This is a genomic window from Bilophila sp. (assembly GCF_057864385.1).
The window spans coordinates 1-21,469 of sequence record NZ_DBMAFI010000053.1 but is presented as its reverse complement, the minus strand read 5'-3'; the positions used below and the strand labels follow the sequence as shown (position 1 = coordinate 21,469).

General features: G+C 52.8%; 15 protein-coding genes and 1 tRNA gene. 8 read left to right on the top strand and 8 right to left on the bottom strand.

Features of this window, described 5'->3' with window-relative positions:
- Positions 1–100: 100 nt before the first annotated feature.
- Genes ACZM8Y_RS14120 through brxF form a run of 3 tightly spaced genes read right to left on the bottom strand, consistent with a single transcriptional unit; the run spans position 101 to position 5,941 of the window.
- Complete coding sequence (locus ACZM8Y_RS14120; RefSeq protein WP_489501814.1) at positions 101–1,651, bottom strand: DNA methyltransferase; 1,551 nt, start codon at positions 1,649–1,651, stop codon at positions 101–103.
- A 45-nt stretch (positions 1,652–1,696) separates the two neighbouring features.
- Positions 1,697–5,428, bottom strand: coding sequence for a DUF6079 family protein (locus ACZM8Y_RS14115; RefSeq protein ID WP_489501813.1), 3,732 nt, complete (start codon positions 5,426–5,428; stop codon positions 1,697–1,699).
- An 18-nt stretch (positions 5,429–5,446) separates the two neighbouring features.
- Entirely contained in the window at positions 5,447–5,941 is a 495-nt protein-coding gene (gene brxF / locus ACZM8Y_RS14110) for a BREX-3 system P-loop-containing protein BrxF (RefSeq protein WP_474069929.1), read from the bottom strand.
- 705 nt (positions 5,942–6,646) lie between these two features.
- Here brxF and ACZM8Y_RS14105 point away from each other — a divergent pair.
- A complete protein-coding gene (locus tag ACZM8Y_RS14105; RefSeq protein WP_487480155.1) occupies positions 6,647–6,907 on the top strand; it encodes a helix-turn-helix transcriptional regulator in 261 nt (86 codons plus the stop codon).
- A gap of 219 nt (positions 6,908–7,126) precedes the next feature.
- Positions 7,127–8,215, top strand: a complete 1,089-nt coding sequence (locus ACZM8Y_RS14100; protein WP_489501810.1) for a tyrosine-type recombinase/integrase — start codon at positions 7,127–7,129, stop codon at positions 8,213–8,215.
- 63 nt (positions 8,216–8,278) lie between these two features.
- Here ACZM8Y_RS14100 and ACZM8Y_RS14095 read toward each other — a convergent pair.
- The 4 genes from ACZM8Y_RS14095 to ACZM8Y_RS14080 form a co-directional block, all read right to left on the bottom strand.
- Positions 8,279–8,355 (bottom strand) — tRNA-Glu (locus ACZM8Y_RS14095).
- Between the two features lie 696 nt (positions 8,356–9,051).
- Positions 9,052–10,710 (bottom strand): dihydroxy-acid dehydratase, encoded by a 1,659-nt coding sequence (ilvD, locus tag ACZM8Y_RS14090; protein ID WP_479858795.1) that lies wholly within the window; start codon positions 10,708–10,710, stop codon positions 9,052–9,054.
- Between the two features lie 71 nt (positions 10,711–10,781).
- Positions 10,782–11,378 carry a ketohexokinase gene (locus ACZM8Y_RS14085; RefSeq protein ID WP_479858804.1) on the bottom strand — a complete coding sequence of 199 codons (597 nt, stop codon included), beginning with the start codon at positions 11,376–11,378 and terminating at the stop codon, positions 10,782–10,784.
- 85 nt (positions 11,379–11,463) lie between these two features.
- Positions 11,464–12,282 carry a hypothetical protein gene (locus tag ACZM8Y_RS14080; RefSeq protein WP_482333998.1) on the bottom strand — a complete coding sequence of 273 codons (819 nt, stop codon included), beginning with the start codon at positions 12,280–12,282 and terminating at the stop codon, positions 11,464–11,466.
- 266 nt (positions 12,283–12,548) lie between these two features.
- Between ACZM8Y_RS14080 and ACZM8Y_RS14075 the strand changes: the two genes are divergently transcribed.
- The 5 genes from ACZM8Y_RS14075 to ACZM8Y_RS14055 all read left to right on the top strand — a co-directional run bounded on the left by ACZM8Y_RS14075 (position 12,549) and on the right by ACZM8Y_RS14055 (position 18,843).
- The gene (locus tag ACZM8Y_RS14075; RefSeq protein WP_302553609.1) at positions 12,549–13,394 is read left to right on the top strand and encodes a fumarate hydratase; all 846 of its coding nucleotides are present in this window, start codon (positions 12,549–12,551) and stop codon (positions 13,392–13,394) included.
- Positions 13,357–13,998: a Fe-S-containing hydro-lyase gene (locus ACZM8Y_RS14070; RefSeq protein WP_489501815.1), complete on the top strand. Its 642-nt coding sequence runs from the start codon at positions 13,357–13,359 to the stop codon at positions 13,996–13,998. Before ACZM8Y_RS14075 ends, ACZM8Y_RS14070 begins: the two co-directional genes overlap by 38 nt.
- Before the next feature lie 1,262 nt (positions 13,999–15,260).
- A complete protein-coding gene (locus ACZM8Y_RS14065; protein ID WP_302554116.1) occupies positions 15,261–15,647 on the top strand; it encodes an EF-hand domain-containing protein in 387 nt (128 codons plus the stop codon).
- 69 nt (positions 15,648–15,716) lie between these two features.
- Complete coding sequence (locus tag ACZM8Y_RS14060) at positions 15,717–17,414, top strand: glutamine--tRNA ligase/YqeY domain fusion protein (RefSeq protein ID WP_482334534.1); 1,698 nt, start codon at positions 15,717–15,719, stop codon at positions 17,412–17,414.
- Positions 17,415–17,790: 376 nt separating this feature from the next.
- Complete coding sequence (locus tag ACZM8Y_RS14055) at positions 17,791–18,843, top strand: polysaccharide deacetylase family protein (protein ID WP_487480274.1); 1,053 nt, start codon at positions 17,791–17,793, stop codon at positions 18,841–18,843.
- Between the two features lie 70 nt (positions 18,844–18,913).
- On the opposite strand, the gene ACZM8Y_RS14050 is transcribed toward ACZM8Y_RS14055, so the two are convergent.
- Positions 18,914–19,402 (bottom strand): YchJ family protein, encoded by a 489-nt coding sequence (locus ACZM8Y_RS14050; protein WP_302554119.1) that lies wholly within the window; start codon positions 19,400–19,402, stop codon positions 18,914–18,916.
- Positions 19,403–19,763: 361 nt separating this feature from the next.
- Between ACZM8Y_RS14050 and ACZM8Y_RS14045 the strand changes: the two genes are divergently transcribed.
- Positions 19,764–20,513 (top strand): molybdopterin-guanine dinucleotide biosynthesis protein MobB, encoded by a 750-nt coding sequence (locus ACZM8Y_RS14045; protein WP_302554120.1) that lies wholly within the window; start codon positions 19,764–19,766, stop codon positions 20,511–20,513.
- Positions 20,514–21,469 lie beyond the last annotated feature (956 nt).

Below are 21,469 nucleotides of genomic sequence, written 5' to 3'. Positions count from 1 at the left end.
TGACGACTTCTATTGATTGACATTTAGGGCATGGCGGTTTTTCGTTCATGTAATCTTATCGCACATAAATGTCGCGAAGTCATTAGTTTATCAACACCCTCTAATTAAGATTGGAACCAAAAGGTGGATCAATAAACACATAGTCAATAGTATTATCTTGGATTACAACTTTTGATGAAGATTGTGTTGTTATACAACTATAAAATTTTTCGTAATAGAATACAATTTTATCAACAGCATCACGCAGCATTCTCAGAATATTTAACTCTTTAATAAGTGATGGAATATAATATGTACCATTTTGTGGCCCACCTCCAGCTCCCCACGTTCCTGACTGATAAGTCAGTCCATACCTTTTTGTTATTCTAAAAGCGACTATTGTTAATGGAATCCATAGTTTTGAATTTTTACATAATTTTTTAAATTCTGATAGAACTATATAATTCCTCATAGAATATAGATGATGAACATACGTAAATCCTAGTCTTATAGCTTCGCCAGTCTTATCACCAGATATAATCTTTGTTATAGAAAATTTAGTATTATTTTTATAGCTATTAATATTATCAAGCAACTCTATATCCTCTTTAGATGGCTTTTTATCGAATTTTTTACCTCCAAAAATGTAGTTAATTCGAACAGGCACTTGCTTCGCTTGGGTTACTGACTTTCCAATTAACGGATCATATATGGTTGTCCAGCGCCGATCGATATTTCTCTTCGACAAATTAGCGCCACACTGAGAACACTTAAACTCATCAAGTACTTTTCCATTTTCAACATCTACGGCATTTTCCCAGAAAACAATATCAGCAGAACATTCTGGACAAATAAATACATCTGACCAAATTACCGAATTAATTTTCCCTTTTTCACCATTTTTATGAATTGTTTCAAACATCCATCCCCATTTTTTCTCTACCGTATCGATAGCTTGATAAATTTGACTCTTAATTGACTTTGCATCGGCTGGGGTGTTGTAACTACTCGATATATAAGTAGCTGCAGGCGATAGATCATTTAGTAAGACTTTCCGAGCACCAAGCTTTGAAAATGGACGCCAACTTTTTTTACCATTTTCGTCAACTTCCTCCTGAAGAATCGTTCCATCTGATTTCACTTGATAGCCAAGAGCTGAGACCTCTGCACGATCTCCACATAGACGCGCAGCTACTCCAGTCATTCCAGTTCCGCAGAAGCCGTCAAACACGATATCACCAGGCTGCGTGTAATGGAGGATGTAACGCATAATGGCCTTATGCGGCACCTTCGTGTGATATGGGTGCATTCTATAAATAGGGTCGTACTTCCCCTCGCTGACATCAGCCGCAAAGGGTTCACGGTGATAGTGATAACCTTCAGGCTGCTTCGGCTTCTGGGCCTCCCACTCGGCAATAAAGTCGGCAATCCACGGATTCGGACAGGCGGTATAGTACGGCGGATCACTTAAAGTCAGGATGTCCTCATCGCTGCCTATGGGAAAGCCTTCAATCTTGCGGAACTCCGGGTCCTGCAGCTTTTTGCGCAGTTCCTCAGTGAAATAGGCGCGACGTGCCTCATCATTTTCAAAGGTCATGCCGAGACAGGTCACCGGGCCGGAGGGCTTCTGCGGTACTTCAGGCAGAGTGTTAAGCAAACTGAGTTCTTTCATCTTCATAATCCTTGTCTTTCGTCTGATGTCTCAGCCTAGTCACTCTTATTCCATGACTATCCGCACCTTGGCCTGGTCCTTGCCTTTGGTGAGCTGATCAAGGTATGCTTCAAAACGTTTTTTCATCTCCGCCGGAGTGGCCGGACCGTCGGCAGCCTGCAGAGCTTGTTGCAACTCCCGTGCCTTGACAGTGACTTTGACCAGTCCAGAAAGCACTTCCTTCAAAGCATAAACAAAATTACTGTCCAGCGGCATGGGCAGTTCCCTGGACTTCATAAAGTCTTCCAGCCTATCGCGGTCATCGATCTTCAAGAGATCCATATTGGCTTGGGTGATCGGGTCTTCCAGATTACTGAGGATGATAGATGTCCAGGCCTTCATCATGGCGTCGAGTTGTGCATCCATCTGATCTATCACCTGTGAGCCAGCCGATATACAATGTTCCATCGAAGGCCGGAATCCACAATGGGGACAGATGGGCGATTTTTCGAGGTCCTGATTGGTCAGGGCAAAGCAACTTTTCAGTCCAGCCAGACGAGTCTGGTAATCATTGAGCTGCTGCCTGGGCATCAGGTCGATACCGGCCAGCTTGAGCAGTGTCTGCAGCCGCTGATCATTAAGCAATCCAGCCTTACGCTTATCGTCGTTCACACCAAGTCGGGCTTTGGTGTGAAGGCTGATGTAGATAGTGATGTAATCCTTTTTCAGTCCTTGCAGTTTGTCCCCGATGCTTTTGGACTGACTACGCAGCTTGGTCACATTGATCTGCTTGAGAATATCCAGCACATCCTGCCGAATCGTTTTCATGCGGTCCACCCATTCATGTTCGGGAGGCAACACGGCCTCTGCTGTGGAGAGCCATGACACTGTCGGGCTGAAATTCATGATAAACTCACGCAAGGTATCCAACTCATCCAGTGATTTCACAGCCTTTTCATGAACCAGCACTTCGGGAACGCTGTAGCGGAAATTTTTCAACTTACCCGTAGTAGAGTACCCCTGCAGCGATTCAAAAAACACCTTGGCACCGTCCAGTCCGCTGACCTGGCTGGCCAGATCTGTAGTCGCGAGCAGATCCACCCCCCAGAAGGAAAGCCCCTCGCGCAGGGCCTGCTGAGTCATGACGATACGATTGACAATCTTGCTTACCGCCTGCTGCATGTTCTGCACAGGCTCGTCCTTGCCCTGCGTAACAAGCTGGGCCATGCCCGGTGTCATACCGAGCAGTTCAAACAGAGCTTTAATTGCAGGCAAATTCCATTCTTTGGGTTGCTCCAAGTGTTTAAATCGCGTCAACTCATCCATACTGGTTGCAGCCAATTGCTGTAAGCCAGTGGCATCGAATTTTTTACCTGGGATGGCAAACACGACATCCCCAGAATAGACCAGAGCTGCTACCAGCACGCTCACCCATTCGGGTTCCAGACGAAAACCTCCTAGATTCATGTATTCCAGCCCGTGGTCGTCCTGAATAATCTCGCTACGGTTGACAACCTGACCGTACCCCTTGGCCTTGACGACATTAAGGATGAACTGGGCATACTTCGACCTGTAGGGAACAATTTTTTCGCCATCAAGCAGATCAAGGGCATCCAGCACGGCAGTTGCCTGCTTAGTACGATGCTGTCCGGCGATGGTCCGCAGAGCCTCCTGCGCGGCCTGAGCACGATTTTTATCGGTAATCAGGATTGAAAAGAAAGGATATTCTGGAGCCTGATTCTCGAAATTAGGAGCTAAACAGACTCCGGCGATGGTGTTGACCAGGTCACGGAAGTTGATGGTCTCATGGGGCGACAGACCAGACAGCTCTCGGATAGATTTCCCCTTGGCCCATTCGGTCATCGACTTGGTACGCCCCTGATATGTGACGTCAAAGGCATCACTCATGTGCTGCTGTAGCCAATGAACCAGCTTCCTCAGAAAACCGTTGGCCTTTGATTCATAGGTGGCCTTAGCGTGGCCCGATGAAGTAGCTGCAAGGTCCAGCGCTGCCGCGTAGTTCTTCAGCGTAATCTGGAATTCCTCATCTGTAGTTTTCAGGCGGAAAAAGAGTTCGTCACTGGCCTTATCATCCTTAAAGCGTGGCGGGTCATTGGGCTGGAGGAAATAAAGGTAAAAATCCCGCTGTGGCACAGCGGTGGAACGCTCGTTGGGAGCACCCAAAAAGAGGTATCCGGTACGAGTCGTATTGTGCTCCAGCCAGACCAGTTCATGCTGCCAGATTTTGTAACCGGTGACATACGTCACATCCTGGCATTCCATGACCCGCTTGAGAGCCTCGTAATAAAAACGGTCGAGCTGGGCCTGGTCCAGGCTCTCAGCCCTTTTCTCGATCAACGCATCGAAATCGTCGGTCTTTTTGAGATCGAGATAAAACTGGCGATTATCGGCGTTAAAGGAGATGAACTGTCCGCTGACCGTTTTGAGTATCTCACGCAGGACCGTTTCCACATGGGTCTGCAGGTCCTTATCAGGTTCATCACCACCCAGCTCTGCGATCAACGGATCGAACAGGAAAAGGCGATCACGCAGCTCTTCGGCAGTCGCTCCCATGGGGGCATAGATGTCACCAGTAGTGAGCCGGTGAACGGACAGAGCATGGATCAGTCTCAACGCCATCGGCTTGTACTGTTTACGAGTAATGGCGTTTTCGATCCGGGATTCCAGCACCTGGCTGCAATCAATGACTGCCCGGATCTCAGGAATCGCACGAAAAGAAGGATTCTGCTTAAGAGTATTCCAGTAGCTGTCGAAAGCGATCAGGCCAGGTTCGTCCTGCGGCACATCCTTACCGAGAATAGCTTTCATGCTCATAGACAAAGTCTTGAGCACCTCGCGCTTTTCCACCACGGTAACCCGTTCAAAAGTGTCTATGTAATCGGGATGCACTGGAAAGAGCCGAACAAACTCATCCATACGCTCATTGAGTCCGCCATAGTATTTGGCAAAAGGCATCAAATAGTCGCGGATTTGGGCTTGTTGTTCGGTAGTCTTTTTAAGCAGACGCTCGGCTACGACAAATTTCACGTCACTACGGGCAATAAGAACTTGCTCGAAACGATCCTTCACCCGACGAATGCTGTCAGCGACAAAAGCAAAACGCGGGCTATCGAAGATGGCTTCCTGAACGCCAGCCATGAATCGGAAGCGTAGGTCCTTGCATACTTCGCCTATCTCGCGCAGAAAGTTGAGGTCGAGTATCAGTTCCTGATCCTTGCGCGTGCGCAGGTAGTCGAGCAACTCATCGACCACCAATAACAGACCATGTTCGGGAAACACTTCGCCGAACTTGGCCATCATATCTTCAAAGGCCCGTTTATGGCTTGTGATGGTTCCGGCTTCGGGGAACTCATAGTCCACCCCAAGCTTATCAAGACCTTCTTCCAGCTCGGCCACCAGAATGTCACGCAAAGACATGGTAGTGGCACCAATTTCAGTACGAATTACCTTGAATCTACCGGCAATTTGAGATGCCGCATCGCGGACACCCGTGTGGTTCAGTTCTTCCAGCAAAGAGGCGTCTGCGGCAAGACTGGAGACCACCGACATCAAATGCGACTTACCTGTGCCGTAGTTACCAACAACCAGCAAGCCCTTGTTATCGACCGGCATATCGAACTGCAACTGAGGAATGACAAGATGGATGAGCCGTTCAGCCATTTCCTCAGAAATAACATAGGTGCTCACGAGTGTATGTGCGGCACTCGATTTGTCCGCGTCACGCAACTGAACAACCGACTCAATCGGGTCGAATTGGATAAGGTCTCCGTATTTCATGTTTATTCTGCCTCTCTATTATTCTTTTACCGAATCCAATGTAGACGTACCATCCATGCTCACAATAAGCGCATCGACCGAGTCATAGTTGCGGTACTCAGGATGACCGTTTTCGGCGTACAACAGCCTCCCAGATGTTATGACTCCATTCCATGAAGCCACTACAGTTCTTTTTCTTGAGATGGACTGCAACAGCCGCAAAGGATCCTGCCGGAGGTTCTTATCAAAAAGGATTTCGAGATTATCCAGCAGCACAGGTGATTGCATCTGTTCCACGAGCTGATCGAGGATGCCCGGAATCCGAAGAGACCGCTGCTTTACCGTCAGTTCTAACAGTTCTCCTGAAAGCGCCAAGTTGACGTTAACAACGGATGAACCGAACTCTTCAGCAACTTTCCGCAGAACGCCTGTTTTGCCAGATCCAGTCTTCCCTACCAGTAATATCAGGCGATAATACAGTCCTTCAGCTGCCTGAATGGATCGTTTTATCTTATCGTGAATCAATTCGGCCATACTTGCCCCTTGCTGCTCTATTTCCGGTTTGTCAGATCTATAAGCTGCACCACCGGACAAACTCCAATCAGCCAATTCGTCTTGTATAAAAATACATCAACGCTCAATGCACTTGGTATAACTTGTTGTTTGATTCAATATAGATTATCTCGTCATTTACATAGAAATATTTATAAATGTCATCGACCGTCAGTCATCTTTCTTCCATAATCTACGTGCTCGTTCATTATGTTTTCAGTAAAAACTAAAGTCTCTGGAAACGCCTAACCACGGACACATGGCCGTAAATTCCTTTTCTTCTACCCCTCGAAATTACATTGGCGCATTGTCAAAATCAAACGTTTTGTGCTGACCATTGCAGCCGAGCCAAAACAAACGGTTCCTCCTCGTTTAAAGAAAGTGATTTTAAAAAATTATCAATAATTACATATTATTAAAGAATATATGAAGCCTAGTACTTTTTATCAAAAGATGTCCTTTTGGGTAATTTGGCCACTGCACGACATGATTTCTCCATGCTAAGAGGGAGGTAACCATAACTTTCCGACCTTGCAGGAGAAGTAGTAATGAAAAACTATTTTACACCAAGACAAAAAGAAATCATCACGTTTCTTCAGCTCGGGCTTTCCATAAAAAGTCATTTCCAAAAAACTCGGTGTCAGTCGTAAAACAATTTACCGTCATCTTGAAGATATAAGAAAGAAAATGAACGTGAATAAAACTATTAAAATATTATGCACATTTAATTATGGTCAAAATACATGCAAAGAAATTAAATTCACACCTCGTGGTATAGAAGTTTTTCACTTAATTCTAAAAGGAAAAACTAGCACGGAAATTGCTGAATTATTAAATATGAGCAAAAGTGGAGTTAGAAGACATAAAGAAAAAATGTTACTTCAGAATAACTGCACATCAATACTGGAGCTTGTTTCGAAATACAACAGATTCATATCTAAAAACTAAACAACAACAGTAAGGGTATTCCCGTGCATTGTGATCTTAATACGATTTTAACACTGCAACAAGTCGCCCATAGATTGCGCCTTGACCCCAGAACGGTAAAAAAGATAGCCTACTTATTAGGCGGCAGGCGCATTGGATACCGCTGGAGGTTTCGATGGGGCACAGTGTTGGAGTATTTCAGCAATGCCGACGTTGAGACCGGACAAAGGAAATTGTTGGATGGCGAGAGTCATCGTGAACGGCAGGCAGATAGCCTGCAAAATGTTCCCGGCAGGGAAAAAGCATGGCCCGGAATGGCGGGCCGCAAAAGAATGGGAGGAAGAGCAAAAAAAGCTCGCACGGGAAGGGATGACGATCCCCACGGCATTAGAACTGCTTATGGCGTGGGGAGATAGTTACCTTACCCATGTTCAGCGGACCATGAGCCGACAGACCTATGTAGAAAAGAAACTGGTAACGAAGGACTTTTTCGCCTACTGCGGCAAAAAGGGCATCCATGACATCGCGGAAATCACTTCGGCAAGAGCCTATGAGTTTCTTTCCAGAATCAAGGATGAGCGCGGGGCGAACGTCGCCAACAAGTACCGCAAGAATCTGCTGGCTGCATGGAACTGGGGTTCCGACTTCTTTGAGGGATTCCCACAGGTGGCACCACCATTTCTGAAGGTGAAGCCATTTCCCGTAAAGCACGGCGAGCGCTACGTTCCACCGGAAAGTGATGTCATCAAGGTGTTCCAGCAGGCAGAAGGGCAGGACCTGGTCATGCTGCTGACCCTGTACTTCACGGGAGGACGCAGAAGCGAAATCTTCCGGCTGACGTGGAACGACGTGGACCTTCAGAAGGAAAAAATCAGGCTGACCGACAACAAGTCGGGCAATGGCATGGAACGAGTGCGCTGGCTCCGAATGCACCCGGAACTGGTCAAGGCGCTCAAATGGTGGCGGGATGCCCGCCCCTGCAAGGTGGACAATGTGTTCATGCAGCTTCAGAACGACACGTTTCTGGGGCAGCCGTTCACCCAGCGCATTCACTTCATGGAGCGTCTCTGCCGGAAAGCCCATGTGAAGCCCTTCGGTTTTCACGCCATCCGGCACAAGAGTGCGGCCATCACGTTCGTGAGTTCAGGTCTGAATGCCGCCCAAGTCCTTATGGGACATTATCGAGCGACTACGACGGATCGCTATACGAAGAGCGCGGGGCTGTACACGGACCAGAGCGAAATTCTTTCGGCTCTGGGAGGCAGCGGCATCGGGCAGGTAGTGGAAGACCTGCTTAAAACAAAAATTCCTCAAGAGATGATCTCCTGAGGAAAAATTGTAACCCAATTTTTGTAACCCAAAAACTAAGCTGCTGTAGCCTATTGAAATTTTTGGCGTCCCCAGGCGGATTTGAACCGCCGTTGACGGCGTGAAAGGCCGCTGTCCTGGGCCGGCTAGACGATGGGGACGTTTACTGTGCTTTTTTCTGCTTGCCGCAGCTGCACAGCCAGAACTATTTATAAAAACCACCCGCCGCTGTCAACAAGAAAAAGGGAAAAATCGAAAAAAAGTTGAAACGTATAGTTAATATGCTGTTTTTATTTTATAAAAATTTAATAAAATCTCTTTAAAAAGGAGAAAAGTTTGGCCTTTAACGCTCCCATTCATCGCTTCCATTCATCTGAATGGGGAGTGAATGGCACAAAACGCTCATCGTGTGAGTTGGCCAATCCCTTATTTTCCCCTTCAGGTGGTGCGAGGTGGGTTCTAGGTCGTGCCGTCAATTAGATATAATCTGTTGAAGCTATTTAACTATTTTTCGAGTTGTAAAAAGATTGTTTTCAATAATTTTTAAATAGTTACATATAAAATGCCGACACGACCTAGGGAAAAAGCGCAGAGGACAAAAAAGGGGGTTGAAGTATTCCTTGGGTGCGGAATGCTCCATGTAATGTATTCGGCCATGTCGTCAATTAAATATAATCTATTGAAACTGTTTGACTATTCTTCAAGTCATAAAATGTTATTTGAAATAATTTCAAGTAATTATATGTAAAAAACGACACGGCCTAGGCGGGAGAACGTAAAACCCAAAAATGCCCCCAGCTTTCCGAACGAAGGAGGCTGGGGGCATGCCTTTCAATGCTCGCGGCTCGGAGGCAGCGTCAGATTTTTTTATAGGCACCGCCGGTGGATGCGGAGGTCACCAGCTTGGCATAACGGCGCAGGAACGGGGATTTTACATCCTTTTCCACTGGGACGAAATGCTTGCGGCGTTCTTCGATTTCCGTTTCGGGGACAAGCAGTTCCAGCTTGCGGCCGGGGATGTCGATATGGATGGTGTCGCCGTCCTGCACGAGCCCGATGAGCCCGCCGTCCGCCGCTTCGGGGGATACGTGGCCGATAGCCGCACCCCGGCTGCCGCCGCTGAAACGGCCGTCCGTGATGAGCGCCACATCCGCGCCGAGGCCCATGCCCACGATGGCTGACGTCGGGGTCAGCATTTCGCGCATGCCAGGGCCTCCGCGGGGGCCTTCGTACCGGATGACCACCACGTCGCCCTTTTTGATCTTGCCGCCGAGGATGGCTTCCACGCCTTCCTCTTCGCTGTTGAACACGCGGGCGGTCACGTCACGGATCATCATTTCGGGAGCCACGGCGGACTGCTTCACCACAGCGCCGTCGGGCGCAAGGTTGCCGCGCAGGATGGCGATGCCGCCTTCCTCGGCGTAGGGCTTGTCGATGCGGATGACGTCGGGATCAATGATGTGGGCCTTGAGATCTTTGATATTCTCAGCCACCGTTTTGCCGGTGACGGTGAGCGCGTCGCCGTACACGAGCCCCTTGCCGAGCAGGGCGCCCATGACGGCGGGAATGCCGCCCGCACGGTGCAGGTCTTCGATGTGCTGCGTCCCGGCAGGGGAAAGCTTACAGATATTGGGCGTCTTGCGGCTGATCTCGTCGAAGATGTCCAGCGACAGGTTCAATTCGGCCTCCCCGAACACGGCGGGCAGATGAAGCGTCGTGTTGGTGGAGCCGCCGAGGGCCATATCCGCCGCCACAGCATTGTGGACGGACTGTTCGGTCACGATGTCGCGGGGACAGATGTTCTTTTTGAGGAGTTCCATGACCTGCATGCCCGCCTGTTTGGCAAGGCGGATACGGGCGGCGGACACGGCGGGCGTCGTGCCGTTGCCGGGCAGGGCCACGCCCATGGCTTCGCACAGGCAGTTCATGGTGTTGGCGGTGTACATGCCGGAACAGGAACCGCAGCCGGGACAGGCGTTTTCGGTCAGGTCTTCCAGCTCCTCCTCGGTCATGGTGCCGTTACGGACCGCGCCGACGCCTTCAAAGACGCTGATGAGATCGGTGTTGTTCCGTCCCGCCAGCATGGGGCCGCCGCTCATGATGATGGAAGGCAGGTTCAGGCGCATCATGGCCATGAGCATACCGGGGACGATCTTGTCGCAGTTGGGGATGAACACCAGCGCGTCGAAAGGATGGGCCGTAGCCATGATTTCAATGGAGTCGGCGATGACTTCACGCGAGGTCAGGGAGAAGCGCATGCCTTCATGGTTCATGGCCAGTCCGTCGCACACGGCGATGGCCGGGAATTCCATAGGCGTGCCGCCCGCCATGCGGATGCCCGCCTTGACGGCCTCGGCGATTTTGCCGAGATGCAGGTGGCCGGGAACCACTTCGTTGGCGGCGTTCACCACGCCGATGAGGGGGCGCTTCACCTCTTCGCGGGTCAGGCCGAGCGCGTAGAGCAGGGAGCGATGGGGGGCCTTTTCAAGGCCGAACGTCATTTTTTGGCTGCGCATTGTCTGTTTCCTTTCAAAAAGTCGCTGTACTGGGCCGTCCGGTGGCGGCCCGTCCTGAAAACGGGGAACGGCTAGTCGCCGTACTCGTCCTCAAAATCCTGTTTGGTCATGCCGAAGTGTTCGGGGAATTCCTCTTCCGGCAAGCCGTCAATGGCTCCGGAAAGGAGGAAGAGGCCGCCGTGCGCCTGCATGAAATAGTCGTCCATCGGGCCCCAGAGCTTCTTTACCGTTCGCAGCACGTCCAGATCTTCCAGCCGTTCCACGGGGGCCGCGCCCTCGCCGGCAATGGCCCCGGCAGCCACCATGCCCCGCCATGCTTCGGAACCGCTGTCGATGCAAACCTTGTCGTCGTGCCTCACCCATTCGTCGGTCACGGCGTCACGGGCGACGAGCGTATAGGGAGCGCCCTGTGAACAGCCGCCTTTCTTGGAAAGCCCGTCGTAGTAGCCCCGGTTCGCCTCATAGTCATACATCTTCGTCTTGTCGAAGACGAAAGTGTATTGGCAGTCCATCATCTCCTCCAGCGTCCGCAGGTTGGTGAACCCGCAATCGCCGTACTCCTCCAGCCTGAGCAGCGAATAAATCATGTTCCGCTTTTCGGAAACGGGCATATCGGAACGTGACACGACCCGTATGGCTTCCTCAATGTAGTCTTCGATTTCGTGCATGGACACGGAGGGCTCCTTTCCGCTCTGCCCCAGAGGAGAGGGCGCTGCCCAAGGCTGGGGATGCCCGCCTCAGGCAGCCGCGGACCTAGTCGATGATGCGGCCCTGCAGCCAGATGATGGCGTCGATTTCATCCCCGGCTTGGGGGACGATCTTGCAGACGCGTTCGGGAGCGTACAGGGGGAAGCGGAGCGGGTTCGGGGTATTGAGGCCGAATTCCACAATCAGCATGTACACTTTTTCATTCTGGATGCGCATCTCTTCCACGGACGTGACCGGGACGCGGATCTGGTATTCGCTGGCGACCTCGCCGGGGACGACGATGCGGGCGCCTTTGAGATCCACGGTGAGCTGCGGCACGTCGAGGCGGGTCTTGCCCGGATTATGGGCCAGCCATTCCGCCACGTAACGCTCGTATTCCACACCTTCGGTAATGGTCATTTCGTCGAGGAGGGCGCGGCGCAGGCCGTAGGCGAGCCCGGCGATAAGGAAGGTGTGGCGGACGCCGGGGGTAAGGTTTTCACGGTCGCGGAACAGAAACGGCGAATAGAACCAGAGCGGGTTGGCGCCTTCGTTGCACGTGGCGGACACTTCGCCTTCGGTTTCATTTTGCCAGAAATACGTTTCGTTCACGGTCATATCGTTGGGCGCGCCTTCCAGCAGGGGATAGGTCGACACGGGGCGGAGCTGTTCGCCCGCTTTCCCGTGGATGGTGACGCCCGCGCGGAACGCCGTTTCCACCGGCCAGGCCAGCACCATGGTCTCTTCCTTGGAGTCCTTGCGCTGCCAACAATCGCGGGTTTTTCCTTCCTTCATCACCTGCATGACGACGGCGGGAACTTCCTTCTCGGGATCGTTCAAAAGGGTCAGCCAGGTTTTGCCAAGTCCTTCAAAATGGTTGCTCATGGGGCCTATCCTGATGGTTATGGTTGCTGTCAGCGCTTTCTTGGGCGCCGTTTTTGTCTCAAGCGAAGAATCATACCCGTTTAGCCAGCATACGGCAAGATCGCAAAACACTCCGTTCCGGGGAGGATGGTTGATCTTTATTCTTTCGGCGGCGCTTGTGCGCCGTACAGCCGCATGATAACAGTGAGAAGAAACAAGGCGGGGGTTCCGCCTTGTGGTGTCTGAGGCTGTTCGTTTGTTGCGTCTTTATGCTTGAGGATAGTGCCGTGCGTGAAATTCATGTTTCAGCCATAACGGATACCGTCGCGGAGCTGGCCGTTGCCGCCTGTTGCCGCCTGCCGGATGTGATGTACCGGGCCATCGAGTCGTCCGTGGAACGGGAGGCATCGCCTTCCGGCAAGGACGTGCTGCGCCAGCTTTTGCTGAACGCCGACATCGCGGCTTCGGAGAATACGCCTATTTGTCAGGATACCGGCCTTGCCGTCGTGTTCGCCGAAGTCGGGCAGGATGTGCATATTGTGGGCGGTTCGTTTGAGGAGGCCGTCAATGCCGGGGTCGCCAAAGGGTATACGGAAGGCTACCTGCGGAAATCCTCCGTGGCCGAACCGTTGTTCGAGCGCAAGAACACCGGGGACAACACGCCCGCCGTGCTGCATGTGCGGATTGTCCCCGGTGATCGTATCCGCCTGAAGCTGGCGCCCAAAGGGGCGGGCAGTGAAAACAAGAGCGCCCTCAAGATGCTCGTCCCCGCCGACGGGATTGAAGGCGTGAAGAAATTTGTGGTGGATACGGTGAAGGCCGCCGGTTCGAGCCCCTGTCCTCCGATGGTGGTCGGGGTGGGCATCGGCGGCACGCTTGAGCTGGCGGGCCTGTGCGCCAAGCGCGCCGCCATGCGCGACGTGGACACCCGCAACCCCGATCCCCGGTATGCGGCCTTTGAGGAAGAGCTCCTCGGCCTCCTGAACGATCTTGGGACAGGCCCGCAGGGGCTCGGCGGGACGACTACTGCCTTCAAGGTCAACGTGGAATTCTGCGCCACGCACATCGCCAGCCTCCCGGTGGCGGTGAACATCAATTGCCACGCTGCGCGCCACGCCGAGGCGGAACTGTAATCACTTTCAGCCCCAGCCTCAGGCGCGGGGCAAACAGGAGATTTCCGTGTCCGAACCCATCCGTTTGACGACGCCCCTCACTCAAGACAAGGTGCGTTCACTGCATATCGGTGACAGAGTCCTCATTTCGGGAACCATTTACGCGGCCCGCGACGCCGCTCACAAGCGCATGGTGGAGACGCTGGACAGGGGAGAGCCCCTGCCCGTGGATCTGCGCGATCAGATTGTTTATTATGTGGGGCCCTCTCCAGCCAAACCAGGGCAGGGCATCGGCTCCGCCGGGCCGACGACCTCCGGGCGCATGGACGCCTACGCGCCGCGCCTGATGGAAAAGGGGCTTTCCGGCATGATCGGCAAAGGCAACCGTTCACAGGCGGTCAAGGACGCCATGCAGCGTTACGGGACGGTCTATTTCGCGGCCACCGGCGGCGCCGGGGCGCTGCTGTCCCGCTGTATCCGCTCGTATACGGTGCTGGCCTATGCCGAGCTCGGCCCGGAAGCACTGGCGGCGATGGAGGTCGTGGACTTCCCCGTCATCGTCGTGGGCGATGTCGAGGGCGGCGACTATTATATGGAAGGGCCCAAAGCCTACGCAAAAAGCTAGCGAAGAGCTATCCTGAAACCATAGAGAAACATTGGGGAAGGGAGGGAAAACTTTTCTGAAGAAGGGGGAAGCCCTCCACGTCTTTCCCTCCCTTCCCCAACACCCTTCCTCCCCAAAGGCTTTCACGCCTATCGAATCCCCGCTCCGAGTTTTTTAGGAGGCTGCGTCATAGGAAACGGTTGATGCGTTATTTCTTGAAGTTCCAAGGGAACAACCAATGAAATGCCCCAATCATGGAGTCCATCAGTGGGGAAAAATCATATAAAAGCTATATATTTCATTATGATACAGAAATAAAACAGCCGTATGCCATGACAGGGCCTTTTAGGAATACCGAGTGGGGAAAGAGCACCCCAGTAGACAGCGGAATCGTATGGCACTCACCGTGTTTGTGCTCCCTTGATTAGAGGGCACTTCATTAGGCCGTGTCGTTAATTATATATAATCCATTGAAATAATTTAATTGTATTAAGTCGTAAAAAGATTGTTTTAAATAATTTCAAATGGCTCTGTTATAGTTTGTGGTTGTTTCATCTCCACAGTGCCTTGAAAATACAGCCTTTTGCTTCTATTTTTCCCTTGGCGGGATCCACGGCTAAGGCATTTTTCCGTTTATCCATTTGGAATTTCAAGAAAAAAGCATTAACCATTTTCTATAACATAGCCTTTCAAATAGTCATATGTAAAATGACGACATGACCTAGACAGCAGCCTGTCGGCTTTTCGGAAGAAGGACTTCACATGCGAAGCCCTTCTTTGTTTTAAACTCTGTTATAGGATGTGGTTGTTTCATCTCCACAGTGCGGTGAAAAATAGAGCTTTTTTCCAGTTTTCCCCTTGGCGGGATCCACGGCTAAGGTATTTTTCCGGTTATCCCTTTGGAGCTTTAAGGAAAAAAGCATCAACCATTTTCTATAACACAGCCTTGTTTTAAGGGATTAGTCCATTGAAGGCGCAAACCGGCCGAAATGGTAATCCACCCGTTATGCGGGGGATTTCGGGGAGCCTATACTTTTTTCTCCTTCCGTGGATATACCGGGAAAACAAACAAGAGGGATTCGATAAGGTTGAAAGTCTTTGAAAGGAGAGGGGAGGGGGTACGGGGGAGGGGAGAGGGAAACTTTCTCCAGAAAGTTTCCCTCTCCCCTCCCCCGATTCCTTCCAACCTTCTTCCGCTCCCGCGCTTGCGCGTCAGGGGGAGAGTGGTTACACTGTGGAAACATGCCATTAACCCGTCAGGAGAGAATCCTGAGGAGACAACTATGAAAAAATTGCTTTTTCTGGCGGCGCTGACCCTGTGTGCCGCGCCTGCGTATGCCGCGCCCGACCGCTTTGGGCAGATGGACAAGGACGGCAACGGACAGGTGGACTGGGAAGAGTTTCAGGCCGCCGTCCCCGGCATGAAGCGCCCCGCCTTCGATACGATCGACGCCGACAAGAGCGGCGGCATCTCCCGCAGCGAATGGGACAGCTTCATGAAATCCCATATGGGCGGCCAGAAGGGGATGCCTCCCGCCGGGATGGGTATGCCCGCGGGCATGGGCGGCAAAACCATGCCTCCCGCCGGAGCCGGAAAGGGCGGCATGCCCATGATCCAGCCCCCCGCGCAGCAGGGCGCAGCCCCCGGCATCGTGCCCCCGAAAAATTAGCCCTCAAACGGAAACCCACGGTTTCACAAAAGCCAGCCGCCCTCTGAAGGCGGCAGCAAAGGATTGTTCATGAACATGGATGCTTCCTCCACACCGGAAAACAACGTCGGGCTGGATTTCCTGCACGTCCGCATCAATCAGGACAACGCCTCCGGGCGCTTCGGCAAGAAAGTCCATACCCGGTTCCCTCCTGAGCCGAACGGCTATCTGCACATCGGCCATGCCAAGTCCATCTGCATCAACTTCGGGCTGGCGCAAGAGTACGGCGGGCTGTGCAACCTGCGCTTCGACGATACCAATCCGGTGAAGGAAGACACCGAATACGTGGATTCCATCCGTGAAGACGTGCATTGGCTCGGCGGCGAATGGGACGATCGGGAGTATTACGCTTCCAACTATTTCGATCAATTGTATGCGTTCGCCGAGCAGCTCATCCGTGACGGCAAGGCATACGTGGACAGCCAGAGCGCCGAGGAAATCCGCGCCAGCCGGGGTACGCTCACGCAGCCGGGTACGGAAAGCCCGTACCGGAACCGTTCCGTCGAGGAAAATCTCGATCTGTTCCACCGGATGCGCGACGGCGAGTTCGCTGACGGGGAGCATGTGCTCCGCGCCAAGATCGACATGGCTTCCCCAAATGTGGTCATGCGTGACCCCACGCTGTACCGCATCCGTCATGCGGAACACCACCGGACGGGCAACAAGTGGTGCGTCTATCCCATGTACGACTTCACGCACTGCCTGTCTGACTCGCTGGAAGGCATTACGCATTCCATCTGTACGCTGGAGTTCGTCAACAACCGTGAGCTGTACGATTGGGTGCTCGACGCGCTGGGCGTGTACCACCCGCAGCAGATTGAGTTCGCCCGCCTTGGGTTGACCTATACCGTGCTGTCCAAGCGCAAGCTCATTCAGCTCGTGAAGGGCGGGTTCGTGCGCGGCTGGGACGATCCCCGCATGCCCACCATTTGCGGGATGCGGCGCCGGGGGTATACCCCGGAAGCCATCCGGGACTTCTGCTCCCGCATCGGCGTGGCCCGCGCGGAAAACCTGGTGGAATACAGCCTGCTTGAGTTCTGCGTGCGCGAACATCTGAATGCGGTTGCCCCGCGCACGATGGCCGTGCTCGATCCGATCAAGGTCGTCATTGAGAACTATCCTGAAGGGCAGGTGGAATGGTTCGACATGCCGTTCAGCCAGGACGGCAGCGTGGAAGGCAGCCGCAAGGTGCCGTTCAGCCGTGAGCTTTACATTGAGCGGGACGACTTCCGCGAAGATCCGCCGAAGAAGTTCCATCGCCTCTTCCCCGGTTCGGAAGTCCGTCTGCGTTATGCCTACTATGTTACGTGCAAGGACGTGATCAAAGATGCGGACGGCAACATCGTGGAGCTGCGTTGTACGTACGATCCCGAATCGAAGGGCGGGTCTACGCCCGACGGACGCAAGATCAAGGGCACCATCCATTGGGTTTCCGTGCCCCACGCCGTGCCCGCCGAAGTGCGCCTGTACGAGCACTTGTTCACGTCCCCCACGCCCGGCAATACGCCCGAAGGCGTGGAGTTCACGGATCTGCTGAATCCCGGCTCGATGCGTGTCGTGACCGCGCAGGTCGAACCCGCTCTGGCGGAATTCCCTGCCGGGGCCCGCGTGCAGTTTGAACGCCTTGGGTATTTCTGTGTCGATCCGGACAGCAAGCCCGGTGCGCCTGTCTTCAACAGGACGGTGACGCTCAAGGACTCGTGGGCGAAGATCGAAGGCAAACAATAAAGGAAAGGGATGCTCCGTTTATGGAGCTTTTAACGGCATAGCCCTTAAAGGAGGCTGCGCGGCGGGATTCCGTTTGCGCGGCCTCCGTTCTTTTGGGGAAGGCCCTAGGTTGTATCGTCAATTAGAAATAGTTTATTGAAAATATTGAACTATTTTGTTGTACGAAAAATAAGACACGGCCTAGCCCCCTTTGCTGAAAACTTGGGGCAGAGGGTCCCGCAGGGCGGCCAGCGGGAAGAAGGGGCTGGGTGGGGCAGGGGGGCCGGGAGGCGCAACCCTGTTTTGTGGAAACGGCATGTTTGGCGCGAGGATAAAGGCCGGGCCCATTCTTCCGCCCGGTTGAAATCAGGGACTGTGTTTTTCTTCCGAAGCCTGTATGATGAAGCCTTGCGGGGGAGGCCCCTCCGTGCTAGAGCTTGCCCCGCATCTTGCGTATAACTTTTTTGACAAGCAGTGCTTGCCGCTTTTCAGAGGCCGCGTCATGATTCTCGTCCGATTGTTCCGTGTCTGTGCGTCCGCGCTGCTGTGCGCAGGGGCCTTGCTGTTCCCTGAAAACGCTTCCGCCAATGGCGCGGGGACGGTGGTGGACGGGCGCGCCATCCTGAAAATGAGCAAGGGGAGCAATCTTTGCGCGTTGACGTTTGACGACGGCCCCAGCAGGCATACCGGGCGCCTGATGGAGATCCTGCGGGAGCGGGGCATCCACGCCACGTTCTTTGTCGTGGGCAGGCAGGTCAAATACCACCCTGAGCTCATCGTGCGCCTCCAGCAGGAAGGGCATGAAATCGGCAACCATACCTATTCGCATAAGTCGCTCCGCCATCTTGCCGCCGATGTGCAGCGGAGTGAAATCCTGAGCGTTCAGGAAGCGTTGCGGAAACTCGGCGTGCATTCGCGCTACATCCGGCCTCCGTACGGAAATTTTGATGCCAATACTGTGGCGATAGCCAAGGCCGAAGGGGCGGACATCATGCTGTGGTCCATCGACAGCATGGACTGGTCGAAGCGGGCGAGCATCGAGAATATGAAGACGCTCATCAGCGGGCAGAAGCTGCGCGGCGTTTTCCTGTTCCATGATACCCATGAGCAGACCATAGAAGCCCTGCCCGAAATCCTTGATCGCCTGAGCGCGGACGGCTGCCAATTTGTGACGGTTTCCGAATATCTTGCGGCCTTGCGCCAAGATGCCCTGCCTGAGGGGGGCAAGGATGCCCCCGTAACTCAAGGGGACACGCAGCAGCCGGTTCCTCCCCAGGACGCCCAAGCGGATCGGGAAGCGCCGCGCCAGTTGTTCCAGCCCGGCGACGTGCATGAAGTCCGCCGGCGGGTGGCCCCAAAGACGGAGGCGTCAGGAGCCGAACCGCTGGCCGGGCATTCGCCGGAAGTGGGCAACGCAGGGCTAGAGGCCTTGCAGCCTTCGATTTGGTAGCGCCGGAAAGGGTGCAATGAAAAGGGAACCGAAGTTCCCTTTTTTCATAATCATACGTTGACGGTTGAGGCTACTTGCCGCAACATTTCTTGTACTTCTTTCCGCTGCCGCAGGGACAGGGCTCGTTGCGCCCGATTTTGGGCGTTTCGCGGCGGTACGGGTCTTGGCCGTGGACATTGCCGTCCACGTAGTACCAGCGGCCGTCTTCACGGCGGAAGAAAGCGTCCTCGCGCAGGGACTGGGGCATGCCGTTGACAGAATAGCGTGCTTCAAAGGATACTTCACCAGTTTCGTCGGTTTCGGCGCCGTCCTTGGTGGTGAAGATTTCAAGGCCTTCCCATTCCACGGCTTCCGACCATTTCTTCATGTCTTCATGATCAGCCTCGTCACGGATGCTCGGATGCACCGTTTCGTTGAGGTAATCATATTTGCCGAGGGTATGGGCGGTGTAGCGCGAACGCATGAGCGCTTCGGCGGTGGGGGCGGTTTCGCGGCCTTCGATATAGGTTTCGCAGCATTCTTCGTAGGGGCGGCCAGAGCCGCAGGGACACAGGGACATGGGAATTCCTCCGGGATAAGACAGGCGTGCGGCCTGCGTGTAGTGATGTGGGGACTGGTTACGGTTTCGCGTCCTCGTAGTCAAGCCCGGCCTCTGAAACCAGAACAGCCCGCGTAAAGCGGGCCGTTATGGGAGGAAGAAAGTGATGAAGAAAGAAGAAAGGAATTACTCTATCCATAGCAATGTGCGTGCCAATATCTTGTAAAAAACGCTTTTTCTGTTTTTGACAAGGGTTGTAGGGTATTACGGGAAGGTCAAAAAGACGTTCCCTCATGGTGGGGTGCCATAATTTGTACCCGCCCGGACAATCCCTTGCTATCCGGTACATGGGAACCAAAAAATTTTACCACAGGAGATCCGTATGCAAGCCATCAGTATCATAGGGTTCAGCAATTCCGGCAAAACGACGCTTATTTCCCGGCTTTCCGAGTGTCTGGAAGCCCGGGGCCTCAAAGTCGCCATTGCCAAACATACCCACCACGAACTGGACAAGCCGGACACGGATACCGCGCTTTTGATGAGCCCGAAACGGACTATTGTAGGGTTGAGCAATACGAAGGACGGCGGGGGTGAAGCCATGATCCATTGGGGGCATCCGTGTTTCCTCCGGGATTTGGTTCCCCTGCTGGATGCGGACATCCTGCTGGTGGAAGGGGGGAAAAACATCGGCTGGCTGCCGCGTATCCTGTGTTTGCGGACTACGCCCGAACTCCTGACGGCGCTTCCTGAAGGCTGCAAGGCCCTGCATCCTGAGCTGGCGCTTGCCACGTATGGCGACAATGAGCTTCCCGGTCTGCCGTCATTCACGGCCGAAGAGCTGGATGCGCTGGTGGATCTGATTCTTGAGAAGGGTTTTTTGCTGCCCGCTCTGGATTGCGGGGCCTGTGGGGAAGCGGACTGCACCGCCATGACGCAGCGCATCGTGGCTGGGGAGAAGGCGCCCGGCGATTGCGTAGCCGCGCGCGGGAGCATAGAAGTCACCGTCAATGGCCAGTCCGTGGGGCTTAACCCCTTTACTGCACAGATGCTTTCCGGCGGCATCAAGGGGATGCTCGGTGCGCTCAAGGGCATGGTTCCCGGCGGCGAGGTTATTATCAGGATGAAAGGGTAGGGATGCAGATGTGGGGAGGGGAGGAAGAACCTTTCTGGAGAAAGGTTCTTCCTCCCCTCCCCACGCCCCACCCCTCCTTCTCCCAAGACTTTCCCCCTTATCGAATCCCTATTCGTGGTCGGGGGGTTCAAGAAGGGAAGGGCGTTGTTTGTTGGATGTGTTTTTTGGTTGGCTCTGCCATGCAGTATGATTGTTTATTGGCTCTGTCATGATATGAGGTTGTTTCATCTCCACAGTGAGGTGAAAATACAGCCTTTTTCTCCGTTTTTCCTCTTGACGGAATACAGGTTTAGGGCATTTTCTCAGTTAATCCTTTGGACTTCAAGGAAAAAAGCATCAACCATTTTCTAGGACACAGCCTATTTATTTAGATAATATGTTGAAAATAGAGATTTTTAAAATTGGTGGCACGAGTGCCATAATTGAGTTTTTATGCTTCTGCCATGGGATGTGATTTTTATATGCACGATATATGAAAATACAGTTTTGGGCTGTGTCATAAAAAGTGGTTGATACTTTTTTCTTGAGGTTCCAAAGGAATAACCAGCAAAATGCTTAGTCATGGATTCACTGAGGGAAAAAATGGGTAAAAAGGCTGTATTTTTACTGTCCTGTAGAGATAAAACAACCACACACTATATAATAGAATCTAGTTTTTTAGTCTTTCGCTGGTGAGCCTTATAGGTAAGGTCTTTTGTTGGCTATTTTTGGGGAACTTCAAGAAAGAAAACATCAACTGTTTGCTGGCAGTATAGTCTTTTAAAATGGCTGTGTCATGAAATGTTCGATGCTTCATTTTTTGAAGTTTCAAAGGAATAACCAACAAGATGTCTCAGTCATGGAGTCCGTCAACGGAAAAGCTGGAGAAAAAAGCTGTATTTTCATCATATTGTGGAGATGAAACAATCATACTCCATGACAGAGCCTTTAAATACATATTCTATTCTTTGAATTTG

What these genes read in the sequence shown, in the direction of transcription:
- ACZM8Y_RS14080 (WP_482333998.1), bottom strand. Translation starts at nt 12,282, where the DNA reads ATGAGCAACCATTTTGAAGGACTTGGCAAAACCTGGCTGACCCTTTTG.
- ACZM8Y_RS14055 (WP_487480274.1), top strand. Translation starts at nt 17,791, where the DNA reads ATGATGAAGCCTTGCGGGGGAGGCCCCTCCGTGCTAGAGCTTGCCCCG.
- brxF (WP_474069929.1), bottom strand. Translation starts at nt 5,941, where the DNA reads ATGGCCGAATTGATTCACGATAAGATAAAACGATCCATTCAGGCAGCT.
- ACZM8Y_RS14105 (WP_487480155.1), top strand. Translation starts at nt 6,647, where the DNA reads ATGAACGTGAATAAAACTATTAAAATATTATGCACATTTAATTATGGT.
- ACZM8Y_RS14050 (WP_302554119.1), bottom strand. Translation starts at nt 19,402, where the DNA reads ATGTCCCTGTGTCCCTGCGGCTCTGGCCGCCCCTACGAAGAATGCTGC.
- ACZM8Y_RS14120 (WP_489501814.1), bottom strand. Translation starts at nt 1,651, where the DNA reads ATGAAAGAACTCAGTTTGCTTAACACTCTGCCTGAAGTACCGCAGAAG.
- ACZM8Y_RS14115 (WP_489501813.1), bottom strand. Translation starts at nt 5,428, where the DNA reads ATGAAATACGGAGACCTTATCCAATTCGACCCGATTGAGTCGGTTGTT.
- ilvD (WP_479858795.1), bottom strand. Translation starts at nt 10,710, where the DNA reads ATGCGCAGCCAAAAAATGACGTTCGGCCTTGAAAAGGCCCCCCATCGC.
- ACZM8Y_RS14065 (WP_302554116.1), top strand. Translation starts at nt 15,261, where the DNA reads ATGAAAAAATTGCTTTTTCTGGCGGCGCTGACCCTGTGTGCCGCGCCT.
- ACZM8Y_RS14100 (WP_489501810.1), top strand. Translation starts at nt 7,127, where the DNA reads ATGGCGAGAGTCATCGTGAACGGCAGGCAGATAGCCTGCAAAATGTTC.
- ACZM8Y_RS14060 (WP_482334534.1), top strand. Translation starts at nt 15,717, where the DNA reads ATGAACATGGATGCTTCCTCCACACCGGAAAACAACGTCGGGCTGGAT.
- ACZM8Y_RS14085 (WP_479858804.1), bottom strand. Translation starts at nt 11,378, where the DNA reads ATGCACGAAATCGAAGACTACATTGAGGAAGCCATACGGGTCGTGTCA.
- ACZM8Y_RS14045 (WP_302554120.1), top strand. Translation starts at nt 19,764, where the DNA reads ATGCAAGCCATCAGTATCATAGGGTTCAGCAATTCCGGCAAAACGACG.